The sequence below is a fragment of the Endozoicomonas atrinae genome (assembly GCF_001647025.1).
Lineage (GTDB): Bacteria > Pseudomonadota > Gammaproteobacteria > Pseudomonadales > Endozoicomonadaceae > Endozoicomonas > Endozoicomonas atrinae.
The window spans coordinates 1-16,252 of record NZ_LUKQ02000128.1; the positions used below are offsets into that span (position 1 = coordinate 1).

The following is a 16,252-nucleotide window of genomic DNA, read 5'->3' on the forward strand; positions in this document are numbered from 1 at the left end:
ATCAGAACCTGATGCACAGAGTTTTTGAGAAGTTAGGCTTGGCAATGAATGACGAAAAAGTCATGAATACTTATGAGGAGCTAAGTAGCTATGGTGCTATCGCTGCATAATAGTGTCCGGAGTATTGTCTTATGATATTCCACAAAAAATTCCGGAAATTTTTTCATCATACTGATCAGGCTGAGTTTACTCATTGGGTATGAGATTGTTATCCAGAGAGCCACATGTGGCTACCTTACTTTTTAAATGTGTTTGTTAAATGAACATTTATAGGATCAAAATTGTCTGAGTAGAGCCAATTTTATTCTTTTTGTGACAAAGATGGGGTAGATATGTCAGATCCACTTAGCCGGTCGGGGGCGCAGTACCCAAAATTATCGGAGACTTTAGAAACAAATGGCAACAGTAACAGCGATCGCCCCGGTTCTGCTTCATACTATGGACGAAGATTGAACGAATGCAAGGCTGAGAGCCAGCCTAAGGTAGGTAGTAATCAGGAGAGTTCTTCAGAAAACATCCGGTTAAAAGCCTATATGGACCAACTGCAAAAGCATCCTCAAGTACTTGAATACTTTAGTTAATCGCATGCCGGAACTGCGGCGTGAGGCTGCTTCAGGGCGTATTCCCAAAGAGTTTGATTCACCGGTAATGAGAACAATGACAGTCATTGATTCATTAAGGTCAGACTCTTTGGAGGATTTTAAAGGGTATGTCAAACACAACTCTTTATTTGATATGCATAAGCCATTTCAAACTTCTACAGGAGAGCGCACATTACTGGAACTGGCTATGTCACATGATCGCGATGATATTGGAGAGTGGTTGGTGAAAGAAGGAACTGATCCCGCAAAAATGACACTTTTAGAAGGTGTAACTCCTCTATCATTGGCCATCAGGCATAAATTACCGAAGACATTTGTGGCTTTGCTGAAGCTGGAACAAGAGGATATCAATGGGCTGGTCAGCACCCCATTACCGAAAATCCGTTTTTGTAGCTTGCTTACACTTGCTCTTGAACGTGGTATGACAGATTCTGCACTGGCGCTAATAAAGGGAGGAGCAGATATTCTACCCACGCTTGAACTCTATACAGATCCAGAGAGACTAGAACGTTCCGCTCAATTCAAGCAACATTGTCAGGAACAAATTAAAATCCTGAAATCATTAAATGTGGGTTTTTCCCCCTTGTTATGCAAGCTGGCTCAAAAAGACAAGTCAGCATCTATCAGCTTCCTGATGACGTGTGGTATCAGTATTGATGAAAAAGGCAGCAAAGATTTTACTCCGCTGATGTTTTCTGCAGCCTATGGTTACAGCCATGCGGTTGAAACGCTTAACCGGCTCGGTGCCAAAGTAAATTGTAGTGATGCATCTGGTTCTACTCCTTTAATTTGGGCATGCAGAAAGGGGCATAGTAGTATTGCTGAACTTTTAATTAAATTGGATGCTGATGTCACCGCAGAAAATGACAAAAAGATGGTTGCAGCATTTTATGCTTTGGAAAAGGGGCCTGTTTCATTAGCAGAAAAACTGGTAGATAAAACGTACTTAGATATAAAGGACTATCAAAGAGGACGGGAATTTATTGAGTCTGCTTATAGACATGCAAAAAAAAGTAAAGACCAAGAACTCATGGTAAGGTTAGTGGAAGCTTATGACTTTGAGGCTGTGGACTGATGTTCAAGTAAGAAATTAGGGAAGTACGGGGCAGTCCGCTGACATTAAATGTACCAGCAATTTTGCTGGTACACCCTAAGGAAGGTGCGAATAAGTCCACCATCACATTCGGAAACCCTTGGTATTACTGACACTGTTTTTGGGAAAAGGGACTTATTCGCAGCTTCCCTAATATTCTATATACCTTTTTATATTATCGGGCTAAAAATCAACAAAACTGTCCGGCACCTCAGAAGGATTCTTCAATTTTCCATTTTATGGAAGACAAGCTCTCTTGTTCGATTTAAAGTTGGTGCAAAAGACACAGGTCAGCTTTTAAATCGCAGGAGTTAGTATGTATAAGCACTCATTGCTGGTTCTGCTGGTGTCCGGGCTTGTATTGGCCAAGGCTTCAGGCGAGGCATTACCAGGCAAGCTGAATGTTGAGCAGCCAAAGTCGACAGTAGTGACGCTCTACAGTGATAAGGCTCTGATCAGTCAGACGTTTAATTCCCGACCCGATGCAAAGGGCAGCCTTGAGATTTCCGGTCTGCCAATCAACCGGCTGGATGGCAGTCTGAACCTTGAATACGTTAATGGTGAAACCGTTTACCGGCCTGAGGAAATCTTCTGGTACCAGGGAGGTCTGGACCGGGATAATTACTACCGGAATCTGGTGGGTAAAAATGTTGAAGTGTTTGGTGGCGGCCTGAACGTAGCCATTCAGGGTAAACTGGTCAGCTATCAGCAGGGAATCGGGCTGGTGGAAGGCAGTAATGGCCGTCAGTATTTTATCGATTATCACGACCCCCAGGGCTTGAGGATACTGTCAAGGGTTTCTTCGGAGACTCAGGGTAAAAGTCTCAAATACCTGACGGCGGATTTTGGCCAGCAACCGGTCAGTGGGCCTCTGAAGCTTACTTATATCACCCCTCAGTTAAGCTATGACAGCCATTATCGTTTAACGCTTTTATCGCAGAACCAGGGACGTCTGGAATTAAAAACACTGCTGACCAACAGTTCCAATATCAATTTCAATCAGGCAAAAATTCGTCTGGTTGCCGGTGGCGAGGGTGGTGTTCCTGGCTTCTACCGTAAGAACCGGATGCTTGAAGCATCGGTGGTGGCTGATGCGGGTGACTACGGTGAGCGTGTCGGTGAAGTATTGCTTTCTACTTTGCCAAAGGAGACTGTCCTGCCTGCCAATAGCAAGCAGCTGATTGATCTTTTTTCAGAAGCATTGCACCTTGAAAAGCTGTACACCCTCGAAGTGTATGGCCGCTCGACCGGTGGTAGAACCTCCATGGCTGAGCGCCCCAGATTAACCTGGAAGTTTGAGGCACCGCTGGACCTTCCGCCAGCACAGGTTCGTATGTATGAACAGGACCCGGATGGCGGCTACATCATCAGTGGTAACTCATGGTTGCCCAAAACAACCGCTGGTGATCACGCCTGGTTGACCATGGGAGAAGCGCTGGCTGTGCGTGTTGAGCGTACACGACTGGACGTTGAACAGAAGAGTGACAAAGAGCTGGTGGTTAAATGGCAGGCGACGGTCTCAAATGATCAGGAAGACAGCATTACGCTGCTATTAAGGGAGCGTGACCCTAATCTGATTAAGCTTGAGAGTGTTAAGGGTGCAACGCTGGAAAAGCCGGACCAGCTTCGTGTTGAGGTTTCTGCCGGTACCCAGAAAATTATACACTTTACCGCTAAATATCGTCGCTGATTGATCAGGAGGTTTGTTTGCACTGTTCATCCCCCTATTCATCCATAGTAGTACTGACCGGTGCGGGAATCTCGGCTGAGTCCGGAATCAGAACATTCCGGGCCGGTGACGGACTCTGGGAAAATCACCCTGTTGAGGATGTGGCAACACCTGAAGGGTACGCTCGAAATCCCTCACTGGTACAACGATTTTACAACGACAGAAGGCGGCAGCTGAACTCAGTCGAACCAAACCTTGCTCATCAGGCACTTGCTGAGTTTGAACGTCAGTTCTCTGGAAGCTTTCTTCTGGTGACTCAGAATGTTGATGATCTCCATGAGAGAGCGGGGAGCGACCGTCTGATTCATATGCATGGTGAACTGCTGAAAGTTCACTGTCAGGACACAGAGCAGGTTTTTCATTGGGATCAGGATGTTACCGTTGATACTCGATGTGAATGCTGCGGTGTCGCGGGAAATCTCCGCCCACACATTGTCTGGTTTGGTGAGATGCCTTTACAGATGGATGAGATCTATCAGGCACTGTCAAACTGTGATCTTTTTGTTTCCATTGGCACCTCTGGAAATGTGTATCCAGCGGCAGGGTTCTTTCAGGAGGCGGCTGCGGCAGGAGCAAAGACGGTTGAATTAAACCTTGAGCCTGGGAATCACGGCTCACTGTTTGATGAACAGCGTTACGGGCCAGCTACCGAAGTGGTCGACCGATTTTTCAGTTCAATCAAGTAGTGATCTTACGCTATGGACAGGCAACACCAAGTGTTGCCTGTCCGGTATTCCGTTATCCAGCAAGATAGCTCATCGCTTCTTCCAGCCCATTGATGGTAAGGGGAAACATTTTGCCTTCCATCTGCTCATCAATCAGCCGTGTTGAAGAAGTATATTGCCAGGCATGTTCCGGTGTGGGGTTCAACCATGCGATACGGTCAAAATGGGCTTTCACCCGTGACATCCAGACATGTCCGGCTTCTTCGTTGAAATGTTCAACACTGCCACCGGGTGAGGTAATTTCATAGGGAGACATGGCGGCGTCTCCAACAAAAATAACCCGGTAGTCCTTGCCGTAGCGATGAATCACATCCCAGAGGTTAATACGCTCCTGCTGGCGGCGACGGTTATCCTGCCAGACACTTTCATAGAGATAGTTATGGAAGTAATAGAACTCAAGGTGTTTGAATTCAGTTCGACAGCAGGCAAAGAGCTCTTCGCACAGGCGGACGTGATCGTCCATAGAGCCGCCGATATCCATGAACAGCAGGACTTTCACGGCGTTATGGCGTTCCGGCACCATTTTGATGTCCAGCATACCCTTGCTGGCGGTTGAGCGAACCGTGTCATCAAGGTCGAGCTGGTCTGCTGCACCCTGACGGGCAAATCGGCGTAATCGGCGCAGGGCCATTTTCATATTCCGGCTGCCGAGTTGCTCGTCATCATCCAGGTTTTTAAATTCCCGTTTATCCCAGACTTTGGTGGCTTTACGATGTCTCGATTCATTCTGGCCAATCCGAATCCCAGAGGGGTTATAGCCATAAGCCCCAAAAGGTGAGGTGCCACCGGTGCCAATCCACTTATTACCGCCCTGGTGACGACCTTTTTGCTCCTCCATTCTCTGACGGAACGTCTCGAGCAACTCCTGGAGGTTTTTCATGCCCTGGATATTTGCCTTGTCCTCATTGGAAAGCTGTCGGATAAACTCCTGCCTCAGCCATTCTTCCGGTATGAGGGCTTCCAGCATGTCCTCCATGGACTCAAGGCCGTTGAAAAATGCCTGACAGGCTTTATCAAACTTGTCGTAATGCCTCTCATCCTTGACCAGAATGGTTCGAGATAATTGGTAAAAGCCTTCCTGATCGGCATAAATCAGTTTTGCATCCAGCGCCGCCAGCAGGTCAAGGTACTCGCGGGTGGTGGCAGGTACACCAAATGCCCGAACGGTTTCAAAAAAATTGGTCAGCATGGTGGTTCCTCGGGTCGGTTAACCACGTCGACTCATAAAGGCCAGGCGCTCCAGCAGGTAAACATCCTGTTCATTTTTTACCAGTGCACCGTGCAGGGGCGGAATGGCGCTTCGGGTATCCCGGTTTTGCAGAATATCTGCAGGAATGTCGTCTGAGTTGAGCAGTTTCAGCCAGTCGATCAACTCTGAAGTAGAGGGCTTCTTTTTAAGGCCCGGAATCTCTCTGAGTTCAAAAAATACCTGTAGAGCCTCATCCACCAGTTTTTGTTGCAGGTTTGGAAAGTGAACCTGAACGATTTTTCTCATGGTTCCTGCATCAGGAAAGCTGATGTAATGAAAGAAGCACCGTCTCAGAAAGGCATCGGGCAGCTCTTTCTCGTTATTACTGGTGATAATGACGATAGGGCGTTGTCTGGCTTTGATCTGTTGCTGGGTCTCGTAAACATTGAACTCCATCTTATCCAGCTCTTGCAGTAGATCATTGGGGAATTCGATATCGGCCTTATCTATTTCATCGATCAGCAAAACGGACTGCTCTTGTGACTCAAAGGCTTCCCAGAGCTTGCCTTTCACAATGTAGTTGCTGATATCGTGAACACGCTCATCGCCCAGCTGAGAATCTCGAAGGCGGGACACCGCATCGTATTCGTAAAGTCCCTGCTGGGCTTTGGTAGTGGATTTGATATGCCATTGCAGCAGTTCTTTCCCCAGTGAACGGGCCACCTGTTCTGCCAGCATGGTCTTACCGGTTCCAGGCTCTCCTTTAATGAGAAGAGGGCGCTGCAAGGTTACTGCGGCATTGACGGCCATTTTCAGGTCATCGGTGGCGATATACTGGTCAGTACTTTCAAAGCTCATAGGGCAGCTATCTTCTTTTTATTCTGAAATACGTTGTTCATGGACGTATTTCTCTTATTAGTGGTGTTTGACGTTGCGGGTAAGGGTAACGCAAAAGAGAGTGGAATGGGTAGTCAGCAGACTCTGTTAAGTTCTCAATAAAAGGTTATAGATAATTTATATAAATCTATAATTTTAAATTACTTTACGACATCTCACTGACCAAGATAATCTCATGCCATAAGAAATCAAGGCATAATGTTGTGCCTATGCAGGAACAGAGATATTTTTCGCATTATAAGGAAAAGAGTTTTATGACACAGGTTTATCAGGATAATTCTCAGTCTATTGGTAACACGCCACTGGTTAAATTAAATCGTCTGGCAAAGGGTCATGAGATTTATGTGAAAATAGAGTCCAGAAACCCTGCAAATAGCGTGAAATGCCGTATTGGCGCCAGTATGATCTGGGATGCGGAACGTTCAGGTAAGCTCAAGCCGGGTATGGAACTGATTGAACCCACCAGTGGTAATACTGGTATTGCCCTGGCATTTGTTGCCGCTTCCCGGGGCATTCCGTTGACGCTGACCATGCCTGCTTCCATGAGCCTTGAGCGTCGTAAGGTTATGAAATCCCTTGGCGCAACCATCATTCTTACTGAGCCGGCAAAAGGCATGCCTGGTGCGATTGCAAAGGCCAAAGAGCTGGCCGAAGAAAATTCTGAGAAGTATTTGTTGCTTCAGCAGTTTGAGAATCCAGCCAACCCTCGTATTCATGAAGAGACAACCGGTCCGGAAATATGGAATGCACTGGATGGGAATATCGATATTTTTGTTGCTGGTGTTGGCACGGGAGGCACCATTTCTGGTGTATCCCGTTACATTAAGGAAATTCAGGGCAAAAAAATCAAATCGGTTGCGGTTGAACCCAGTGCCTCTCCGGTGATCAGCCAAACTCTGGCGGGCGAAGAGGTGAAGCCTGCCCCCCATAAGATTCAAGGGATTGGTGCTGGCTTTATTCCAGCCAACCTGGATCTCAGGCTGGTGGATCAGGTGGAGCAGGTTTCCAATGAAGATGCCATGGAGACGGCTCATCGGTTAATGAAGGAGGAAGGCATTCTTGCAGGTATTTCCGGCGGTGCTGCTGTGAACGCGGCTCTTAAAGTGGCAGAGCAGCCAGAGAATAAAGGTAAATCTATAGTGGTTATCCTGCCTGATTCTGGTGAGCGCTATCTGTCGACTGCACTGTTTGAGGGTGTTTTCTCTGAAAATGAAAGTGTCCAGTAGTTGATTTGACATGATCATTATGGGAACGGCTTTTTCTCAATAGCAACCCAATGAAATGGGGCGATACGACTCTGTGTCGCCTCTAATTCTCCGTCTTAATTTATTAAAAAGACAGGTGTTCCTGCCATCATGAGTCACATTGGCTGTTTTTGATCTATGGTCAGAGTGTCCCTAGGCTCTTGTTTCTGTTGATTACAGCGAAGTTGTGTCTGTCGCATAATGTAATCCAGTTGTGCTCCTATTACGTCACGGGTCTTATTGTATTTCTCAAGATGCTGCTTATCAGGTAGGTCATCACCCCCATCCATTTTTGGGTCATCAAACTTGAGGTCAAATGTTCTTGACGGCATTCTGCCCTGAATTATGGGTGCATTATTTTCATTGCAACCACAGACCATGATGGCAATAAACTCACCGCCAGGCATTGCTTCCAGATTACTCGTTGTTTTTGACCAGAGGTTTGTGATCAGTTTATTTTCATGCTTTACCTCATATGTTGGGTTTCTTAATGCCCGCTCTGTGCCTTCAGCATTTATACCTTGTTTAACTTCAGTAACGGTTAAACCAGCACCTTTTAAACTCCGTAGTACTGTCCCAAATACTTGCTTTGGGCTTTGTCCAGAGCTGAAGTTACTGACAGGCAAATCATACTGCATAGCCAGAAATGCACTTAATGCCTGAGCATACTGGCTTCGTCTTGTATTTTCTTTGCAGACATACAATAGGTTAGCGTGCCTATGTTTACTGATAGTATCGAGCACACACTCTACAATAGTGTCCAGCATTGCTAGTCTATCTTCAGGAATGTTTAATTTACTCAATGACTTAATCCATTCTTCTGCTGCTGAATGGGTTGCATAATTTGTGCATGGGATCCTGGTTGTTTTGGTCTCGGTAGACAAGCCTGGTTCGTTGTCAGACTCAGCCCTTAGACCTTTCAACTGTTCACCTGAGCCTACATCGACAGCATGAATGGTGAGGCTGCCTATATTTTTTGATGTTGGGTCGGTAGGGTGTGAAGTGGTATCAGGCAGGTATTTAACAGTGATATCCTGTGAGTCTTTCTTATCGGCAGCGGAGGGAACATTCAGGGCTAAACCGGGATTAGAGTGAACAGCACTTTCTGCACTGGATTTATTCATAATATTCCTGCCTATACAATCGTTTTAAGTATCTGGTCATATGAAATCAAATATTTCTGGCTTAGTGGCCAGTTACTATGCAAGGCTCAGCAGATTGAGCATAGCCGTAGCTATGTGATCATCGCTGTAACGCAGTACAACTGCATGGATGCAGGAGTTAGAGCAACGCATGGAGCAGTTGCCGGGAGTGGCTGACCACTTAATCAGAAAATATGATTTCGTATGGTTGGATACTTATTGGCCATAAAACACTCAAACTTGTTGAAGCGGTGAAGAGATTAGTTGATTTATACAGACAAATGCATCAAATGATGCGTTCGATTTGGCATAAATAATCTGTCTTTATTATTATTAACCTAATGGCACAAGAAGTGTCGTGATTATTATCGGTTAATGGAAGCGCTGAGCCTGCCGATAAGTCAGTGGACAACGACATTGTGATGTGAGAATCTGATCAATGTTGCATTTTGTTGATGTTTATACCGCCTTTCTACGCAAGGATTTGCGTATAACCTAGAGAAAAAACCAGAGTTTTTCCATGCAAAAAAGGACTTTATACATCGGTAACCTGGCGTATACCGCCGTTGAAGAGGATCTTGAACAGGCTTTCGAATCATTTGGTGTTATTGAAGATATCAAACTGATGAGAGATCGGGAGACTGGACGCTCCAGGGGCTTTGCATTCATCACCTTTGAAAAGGAAACCGAAGCTGAAGCAGCCCGGGCTATGGATGGTAAGGAAGTGGCAGGACGTCCATTAAGAGTGAATGATGCTCGACAGAAGGAGTCTGGTCAGCGAGATCCAGCCAAAAGACAACCAAGGTCTTTTAACAACAACTTTAACCGCTAATGACTTGATCTGATAATTCTTTGATTATTGTGCAAGTTTGTTTCTGGTAAACCGGAAATTATTAGCTGGTGTTTGGATCTACTGATTTTTTCGGCTGTATTACGCCGGAGGAAAACTTATTGTCCTTAAGCTGAGATAAGAATAGTAAGTCTTCATCCATAGTAATACTGAATCAGTTATGGAAAAGTTTAAGCGCTTTTCTGCGATTCAAAAGCGGCACTGATCAATTCCCGGGTGTAAGCTTCTACCGGTTGATTAAAAATCTGTTGAGTATTTCCCTGTTCGACAATTTCTCCAGCCTGCATCACGATAATTCGGTGACTCATTGCCTTAACCACGGCAAGGTCATGGCTGATGAAAATGTAACTGAGGTTGTATTTTTTCTGCAGGTTTCTCAATAAATCGATAATCTGTGACTGAACGGTTCTGTCCAGAGCCGACGTTGGCTCATCCAGCACAATCAATTTGGGCTTAAGAGCCAGAGCCCTGGCAATGGAAATACGCTGTCGCTGGCCACCGGAAAATTCGTGGGGATAGCGGTGGCGGCACTCTGGATCAAGACCAACATCTGTCAACGCAGCAATGATTAGTCCCTCACGATTGGCTTCTGTGGCCAGTTTATGAATATCCAGACCTTCCCCGACAATATCAGCAACGGTCATGCGTGGGCTCAGGCTGCCAAATGGGTCCTGAAACACGATCTGCATTTCCCGTCTCAGGGGTCTGAATTGGTTCTGGTTCATATTGTCGATACGTGTATCTTCAAACTGTATCAAACCTTCGGATATCTGTAGCTTCAGCAGGGCCATCCCCAGCGTTGTTTTACCGGAACCGGACTCACCAACAATGCCCAGCGTTTCGCCTTGATGAATGGTGAGCGATAAATCAGTGACAGCCTTTACATGACCCACGGTTTTCTTGAACAAGCCTTTTTTAATTGGAAACCAGACTTTGATTTTTTTACCAGTCACCAGGTTCGCGGGGTTTTCTTTTAACGGCTCAGGTTCCCCATCAGGTTCGGCATTGAGAAGGTCGATGGTATAGGGGTGTTGAGGTGCTTTGAACACGGACTCCGTAACTCCCTGCTCAACAATCTCCCCATCTTTCATCACGCAGATTCGATCCGAAACATGACGAATCAGGTTAAGGTCATGACTGATAAACAGAATGGCCATACCCAGTTTCTGCTGGAGATCTGTCAGTAAGCTGAGAATTTGTCGCTGAACGGTGACGTCTAAAGCGGTTGTCGGTTCATCGGCTATCAGAAGAGTGGGTTCACAAGCGAGGGCCATGGCAATCATTGCCCGTTGTCGCTGGCCACCTGACAACTCATGGGGGTAGGCTTTTAAACGGCTCTCTGCATCACGGATGCCTACCAGTTCCAACAGTTCAAGCGCTTTTGCTGTTGCTTCACTGCTTTTCAGGCCAAGGTGAATACCGAGGACTTCGCATATCTGCTTTTCAATAGTATGAAGCGGGTTGAGCGCCGTCATGGGTTCCTGAAAGATCATACTGATCTTGTGTCCACGAATTCTGCGCATTTGTGATTTAGAGAAGTTGAGTAGAGCCTCATTGGCAAACGATATTTCGCCAGAACATTGGGCATTCTCTGGAAGCAGTTGCAGGATACTCAGAGCAGTAATAGATTTACCTGATCCGGACTCACCGACCAGACCAACGGTTTCACCGGCATTCACCGAGAACGACACACCTTTAACGGCATCAACACTGTTCTCTCCCTGTTGAAAGCGAATCCTGAGATCGTTAATTGCCAATAATGGATTATCCATAACGGTTCGGTTCTCTAGTCGAAGCTCTTTAGTTTGAATAGTATTTTCTCGGGTCCAGTGCATCCCGGCACGCTTCACCAATAAACACCAGTAACGTCAGCATAATGGACATGACCAGAAATGCCGTGATACCCAGCCAGGGTGCCTGAAGGTTGTTTTTCCCCTGGGCAATCAACTCACCCAGGGAGGGGGATCCGGCAGGCAGGCCGAAGCCCAGAAAATCAAGAGAGGTGAGGGTAGTAATGGCCCCCGTCAGAATAAAGGGCATAAACGTGACTGTTGCGATCATGGCATTAGGCAGAATATGTCGGAACATCAGGCGCCCATTGGTCATCCCCAGAGCTCTGGCAGCTCGAACATACTCCAGGTTTCTGCCCCGAAGGAACTCGGCACGCACCACATCAACCAGTGCCATCCACTGAAATAACAGCATGATCCCCAGCAGCCACCAGAAACCGGGCTCGACAAAACTGGAAAGGATGATCAACAGGTAGAGATTGGGCATGCCTGACCAGATTTCTATAAAACGCTGTCCAAACAAATCGATCTTGCCGCCGTAAAAGCCCTGCAGAGCCCCAACCGCAACACCAATGATGGTACTGAAAAAGGTCAGTGCCAAACCGAAAAGGACTGAAATGCGGAAGCCGTATATAACCCGTGCCAGAACATCACGTCCCTGGTCATCGGTTCCCAGCCAGTTTTCAAGAGAAGGGTGAGCGGGTGCAATACGGGCGTAGTTAATGGTGTCATAACTGTAGCGGATAGGTGGCCAGAGCATCCACCCGTTGGGTTCGATCAGTTCTCTGGCGAAGTCCTGCCGGTAGTCCATCTCCAGTTCAAACTCACCACCAAAGGTGGTTTCCGGATAGGTGACGAAGGTTGGGAAATAGGGGCTGCCGTCGTACCAGAGCAGTAGTGGCTTATCATTGGCAACCACCTCCGCCAGCAACGTTATCACGAAGAGAATACTGAATACCCATAGTGAAATATAGCCCCGGCGATTCTGTTTGAAATTCTGCCAACGGCGCTGGTTGAGCGGATTAAGTTTGAACCTGGTCATTCCACGTCAGTCCCTGGCTTCGAAATCAATACGAGGGTCAACGGCTACATAGGTAAGATCGCCGACGAGTTTTATCAGCATACCCAGCAGGGTGAAGATATAAAGAGAACCAAAAACCACTGGGTAATCCCGGTTGATGGCGGCTTCATAGCCAAGTAGACCGAGTCCATCCAGAGAGAAAATGATTTCAATCAGCAATGAGCTGGTAAACAGGATGCCAATTAACGCCGCAGGGAAGCCGGAAATCACCAGAAGCATGGCGTTACGGAAGATATGGCCATACAGAACCTTATGGTCATCCAGGCCTTTGGCTCTGGCGGTTTGTACATACTGTTTATGGATTTCATCCAGAAATGAATTCTTGGTCAGCATGGTCAGTGTGGCAAAACCGCTGATGACCATACAGATGATGGGAAGAATCATATGCCAGATGTAATCCCAGACCTGACCCATCAGGCTTAATTCGTCGAAGTTGTCTGATATCAGTCCTCTCAGCGGGAAAATATTCCAGTAACTGCCACCGGCAAAGAGGACGATTAACAGAATGGCCAGGAGAAAGCTCGGAATCGCGTACCCCGTAGTGATAACTGCGCTTGACCAGATATCGAACCGACTACCGTGTTTCAATGCTTTGCGAATACCCAGCGGAATGGAGATCAGGTAGATGATCAGGGTGCTCCAGAGACCCAGTGAGATTGAAACCGGCAGTTTCTCCTTGATCAGATCGACCACTTTGGCATCGCGGAAAAAGGAGTCTCCAAAATCAAAGGTAAGGTAGTTTTTTATCATCTGCAGAAAGCGTTCATGGGCAGGCTTATCAAAGCCGTAAAGCTTCTCGATGTCTTTGATCAGTTCCGGGTCAAGGCCTCTGCGCCCACGGTATTCCCCACTCTCATCCAGACTCATTTGCTGAACTTCGGCATTACTGGAGCCCCCGATTCGACTGATGGCATTGACCTCAAAGCCTTCAAGCTTGGCAATCATCTGCTCGACGGGCCCCCCGGGGGCAGCCTGAATGATGACAAAATTAACCAGCATAATCCCGAACAGGGTTGGGATCATCAGGACAAGCCGTCGCAAAATGTAGCTGCTCATGGAGACTTCCTGTTATGCGCTCTTGTGAGCATGGTTGATTCTCCTGGCTGTGAAATCCAGACCTGAAGTTCTGATCTTAAACCAGAGCCACCATAGACAGAGAAAACTTTCTGTCTATGGTGACGGGTTCTGTATCAAGTCTGAGAGATTAGCTGTTTTTTCTACGACGATACATCCAGATAGGGATAAGACCCAGTAGGATAAGTCCTGAGTAAAACCATGTACTGTTACCTTTTGCCTCACTTACCGGTTTTGTTGAGCCGTTATTTTCCTGAGATAAATTATTGGTAGCCTTTGTTGTATCAGGTTGGCTGTCGATCCACCAAGTGTAGATGTCAGTACTGTATAAAGGCTCAGATTCTGGTCTGACCAATCGGTTGGAATGAGCGATTCGATCATAAGGGTAGTACCACTGGGGAATCATGTACTCGCCCCAGAGAAGCACTCGATCCAGCGCTTTCACTGCAGTAGTCAGCTCTTCCCGGCTGCCGGCGTTAATCACATGGTCAATCATGGCATCCACGACCGGATCTTTGATACCCATATAGTTACGGCTGCCCTTGGTTTCTGCGGCTTTGCTGCCCCAGAAACCCGTCTGCTCATTACCCGGAGAGGCTGATTGACCATAGCCGGCAACGATCATGTCATAGTCAAAGTCACGAATTCGGTTGATGTATTGGGAGATATCAACGGATCGAATAGTCAGTTCAATACCCATTTGTTCCAGGTTTTTCTTGAAGGGAAGAGCCACACGTTCGAGAGAGGGTTGGGCGATCAGTAACTCAACCTTTAACGGTTGACCACTCTTATCAACCAGCTTGTTTCTTTCAAGGCTCCAGCCAGCTTCTTTCAGCAGTGTCAGCGCTTTTTGCAGTTGAGGTCGGATATTGCCGGAACCGTTGGTTACAGGAACACTGTAGGGCTGGGTAAAAAGCTCTGCAGGTAACTGTTTGCGCCATGGTTCTAAGAGCTTCAGTTCATCTCCCTCAGGAATGCCGGTGGCTTCCATACCGGAGTTACCAAAATAGCTCTTGGAGCGAATATAGCTGTCATGGAACAGGTTACGATTCAGCCACTCGAAATCCATCGCATAACCCATGGCTTTTCGAACCAGAGGGTCCTGGAAGAAATCACGTCGTAGGTTAAATGCAAAACCCTGAATAGGTGCAGGGTTTCGGGTAGGGATGGTGGCCAGAATCAGTTCACCTTTGTGAACTGCGGGAACATCGTAGGCCGTGGCCCAGTTTTTGGCGATATTTTCATAGCGCAGGTCATATTCCCCGGCTTTCAGCGCCTGAAGGGCAACATGCTCGTCTCGATAGTAGTCGTAGCTGATCTCATCAAAGTTATAGCGTCCCACATTCACGGGCAAATCTTCTGCCCAGTAATCTTTTACCCGCACATAGGAAATGCTGCGACCGCCATCAACACTCTTTACCTGATAGGGGCCGCTGCCAAGCGGTATTTTCAGTGAGGCAGAGGAAAAATCATTTTCAGTCTGTTCCCAGTGGTGCTTTGGAAGAACGGGCAGCTCAGAAAGAATGAAAGGAAGCTCAGGATTGTTGGCGTGTCTGAAGGTGAACTTGACACGACTGTCGGAAAGAGCAGTGACGGTATCTACGTCTGAATAGTAACTGCGATAGAAAGGGTGTCCCTGGCTGGTCAGCAGTTCAAAGGTGTATTTTACATCGTTAGCCGTAATGCGTTTACCATCATGGAAACGGGCGTTAGGGTTCAGGTTAAAGGTAATACTGCTGTTATCAGGGGCTCGTTCTGCGGATTCAGCCACGAGAGGATAGAGCGAGAAAGGCTCATCACGGCTCTGGGTCATCAATGTGTCATAAATGAGCCCAATACCGGTAACAGGCGTTCCTTTATTGGTGTATGGATTGAGGCTGTCAAAGGTACCACTGGCCGCCATACGAACACTGCCGCCTTTGGGGGCATCCGGATTGACATAGTCAAAGTGTGTAAAGGCTTTATCCGGGCTACCGTATTTCGACTCACCGTGAAGCACCAGCGACGTTTTAGCGATTATATCCTGCTCTGGGTCGGATGAGTTTTCAGGGGAGATGGCTGATGACAGGCTGGAATAAGAGAGAGTGACCCCAAGGGTCAGTGCTGCAAGTTTAAGATAACCAGAATTCATTACCATCATAAGAAACCGTTAGTGTTTAAAAATCTCTGCGCAGTCTTGTTTATAAGTAATCGTTCTAATATAGACTTAATCATGGATGGTTGTTAAGTACCAGTAATGCTTTGTAAGCGTACTTCCCCAAGAGTACCTCTTAAAACTCACGCCACCAGGTACTTAAGCCATTTTCAAAAGGCGGTGCAAGCTCAGGGTGTTTCAACCCTGGCCGGTAAACCATCGGCCAGTAGGGCAGATACCATTGAGGAATGACCGCGAAGTGCCAGAGCACAATCCGGTCGATTGCCCGGGTGTAAAGAATCAACTCTTCACGAGTTTTAGCCTCGATGGCTTTATTAATGATGCGGTCCAGGGACTCGAGCTTAATGCCCGAAAGGTTCTGTCCGGCGTCACTGTCAGCGCTGGCACTGCTCCAGAAATTTCTCAATTCAGTACCCGGTGTAATACCAGGGTAAAAACCGTGAACGATCATATCAAAATCAAACTTGCGGATACGGTTGATGTACTGGGAGGTGTCTACTGTATTAATACTGGCGGAAATACCGAGCTCACTGAGATTACGAACAAATGGAATAATACCAATCGCATTTTCTAAATCCTTAAGCTGCCGCCAACTATGCTTAGGCATCATTACCATGCATTATCTAGAACAGATGTCTCGTCGACCACAGCTACCCGAAGGTTTTAATGATGTTGATTTTC

13 protein-coding genes are annotated in these 16,252 nt (G+C 46.9%); 5 read left to right on the top strand and 8 right to left on the bottom strand.

Translation table 11 applies throughout. The annotated features are described in order from the left end of the window. Positions 1–564 precede the first annotated feature (564 nt). The 3 genes from AK963_RS16805 (at position 565) to cobB (ending at position 4,110) form a co-directional block, all read left to right on the top strand. Positions 565–1,677, top strand: coding sequence for an ankyrin repeat domain-containing protein (locus AK963_RS16805; protein ID WP_139117466.1), 1,113 nt, complete (start codon positions 565–567; stop codon positions 1,675–1,677). A 334-nt stretch (positions 1,678–2,011) separates the two neighbouring features. After that, positions 2,012–3,385: a hypothetical protein gene (locus AK963_RS16815; protein WP_066016604.1), complete on the top strand. Its 1,374-nt coding sequence runs from the start codon at positions 2,012–2,014 to the stop codon at positions 3,383–3,385. A 17-nt stretch (positions 3,386–3,402) separates the two neighbouring features. Further along, positions 3,403–4,110: a Sir2 family NAD+-dependent deacetylase gene (cobB, locus tag AK963_RS16820; protein WP_066016605.1), complete on the top strand. Its 708-nt coding sequence runs from the start codon at positions 3,403–3,405 to the stop codon at positions 4,108–4,110. A gap of 52 nt (positions 4,111–4,162) precedes the next feature. Here the strand turns inward: cobB and AK963_RS16825 are convergent, their stop codons facing one another. After that, positions 4,163–5,338 (bottom strand): vWA domain-containing protein, encoded by a 1,176-nt coding sequence (locus AK963_RS16825; RefSeq protein ID WP_066016606.1) that lies wholly within the window; start codon positions 5,336–5,338, stop codon positions 4,163–4,165. Positions 5,339–5,356: 18 nt separating this feature from the next. Continuing rightward, positions 5,357–6,196, bottom strand: a complete 840-nt coding sequence (locus tag AK963_RS16830; RefSeq protein ID WP_066016607.1) for an AAA family ATPase — start codon at positions 6,194–6,196, stop codon at positions 5,357–5,359. A 293-nt stretch (positions 6,197–6,489) separates the two neighbouring features. Here AK963_RS16830 and cysK point away from each other — a divergent pair, with 293 nt between their 5' ends. After that, positions 6,490–7,461 carry a cysteine synthase A gene (gene cysK, locus AK963_RS16835; protein ID WP_066016608.1) on the top strand — a complete coding sequence of 324 codons (972 nt, stop codon included), beginning with the start codon at positions 6,490–6,492 and terminating at the stop codon, positions 7,459–7,461. A 134-nt stretch (positions 7,462–7,595) separates the two neighbouring features. On the opposite strand, the gene AK963_RS16840 is transcribed toward cysK, so the two are convergent. Next, entirely contained in the window at positions 7,596–8,603 is a 1,008-nt protein-coding gene (locus tag AK963_RS16840; protein WP_066016609.1) for a hypothetical protein, read from the bottom strand. Between the two features lie 538 nt (positions 8,604–9,141). Here AK963_RS16840 and AK963_RS16845 point away from each other — a divergent pair. Continuing rightward, positions 9,142–9,453, top strand: coding sequence for an RNA recognition motif domain-containing protein (locus tag AK963_RS16845; protein ID WP_066016610.1), 312 nt, complete (start codon positions 9,142–9,144; stop codon positions 9,451–9,453). Between the two features lie 188 nt (positions 9,454–9,641). Here the strand turns inward: AK963_RS16845 and AK963_RS16850 are convergent, their stop codons facing one another. From AK963_RS16850 to AK963_RS16870, 5 genes are all read right to left on the bottom strand, one after another. Next, positions 9,642–11,243 carry an ABC transporter ATP-binding protein gene (locus tag AK963_RS16850; protein ID WP_066016615.1) on the bottom strand — a complete coding sequence of 534 codons (1,602 nt, stop codon included), beginning with the start codon at positions 11,241–11,243 and terminating at the stop codon, positions 9,642–9,644. A gap of 28 nt (positions 11,244–11,271) precedes the next feature. Then, on the bottom strand, positions 11,272–12,303 hold the full coding sequence (locus tag AK963_RS16855) for an ABC transporter permease (RefSeq protein WP_066016611.1): 1,032 nt from the start codon (positions 12,301–12,303) through the stop codon (positions 11,272–11,274). A 6-nt stretch (positions 12,304–12,309) separates the two neighbouring features. Beyond that, the gene (locus tag AK963_RS16860) at positions 12,310–13,398 is read right to left on the bottom strand and encodes a microcin C ABC transporter permease YejB (protein WP_066016612.1); all 1,089 of its coding nucleotides are present in this window, start codon (positions 13,396–13,398) and stop codon (positions 12,310–12,312) included. Positions 13,399–13,546: 148 nt separating this feature from the next. After that, positions 13,547–15,556 carry an extracellular solute-binding protein gene (locus AK963_RS16865; protein ID WP_066016613.1) on the bottom strand — a complete coding sequence of 670 codons (2,010 nt, stop codon included), beginning with the start codon at positions 15,554–15,556 and terminating at the stop codon, positions 13,547–13,549. 130 nt (positions 15,557–15,686) lie between these two features. Further along, complete coding sequence (locus AK963_RS16870; RefSeq protein WP_175404550.1) at positions 15,687–16,181, bottom strand: periplasmic substrate-binding domain-containing protein; 495 nt, start codon at positions 16,179–16,181, stop codon at positions 15,687–15,689. Positions 16,182–16,252 lie beyond the last annotated feature (71 nt).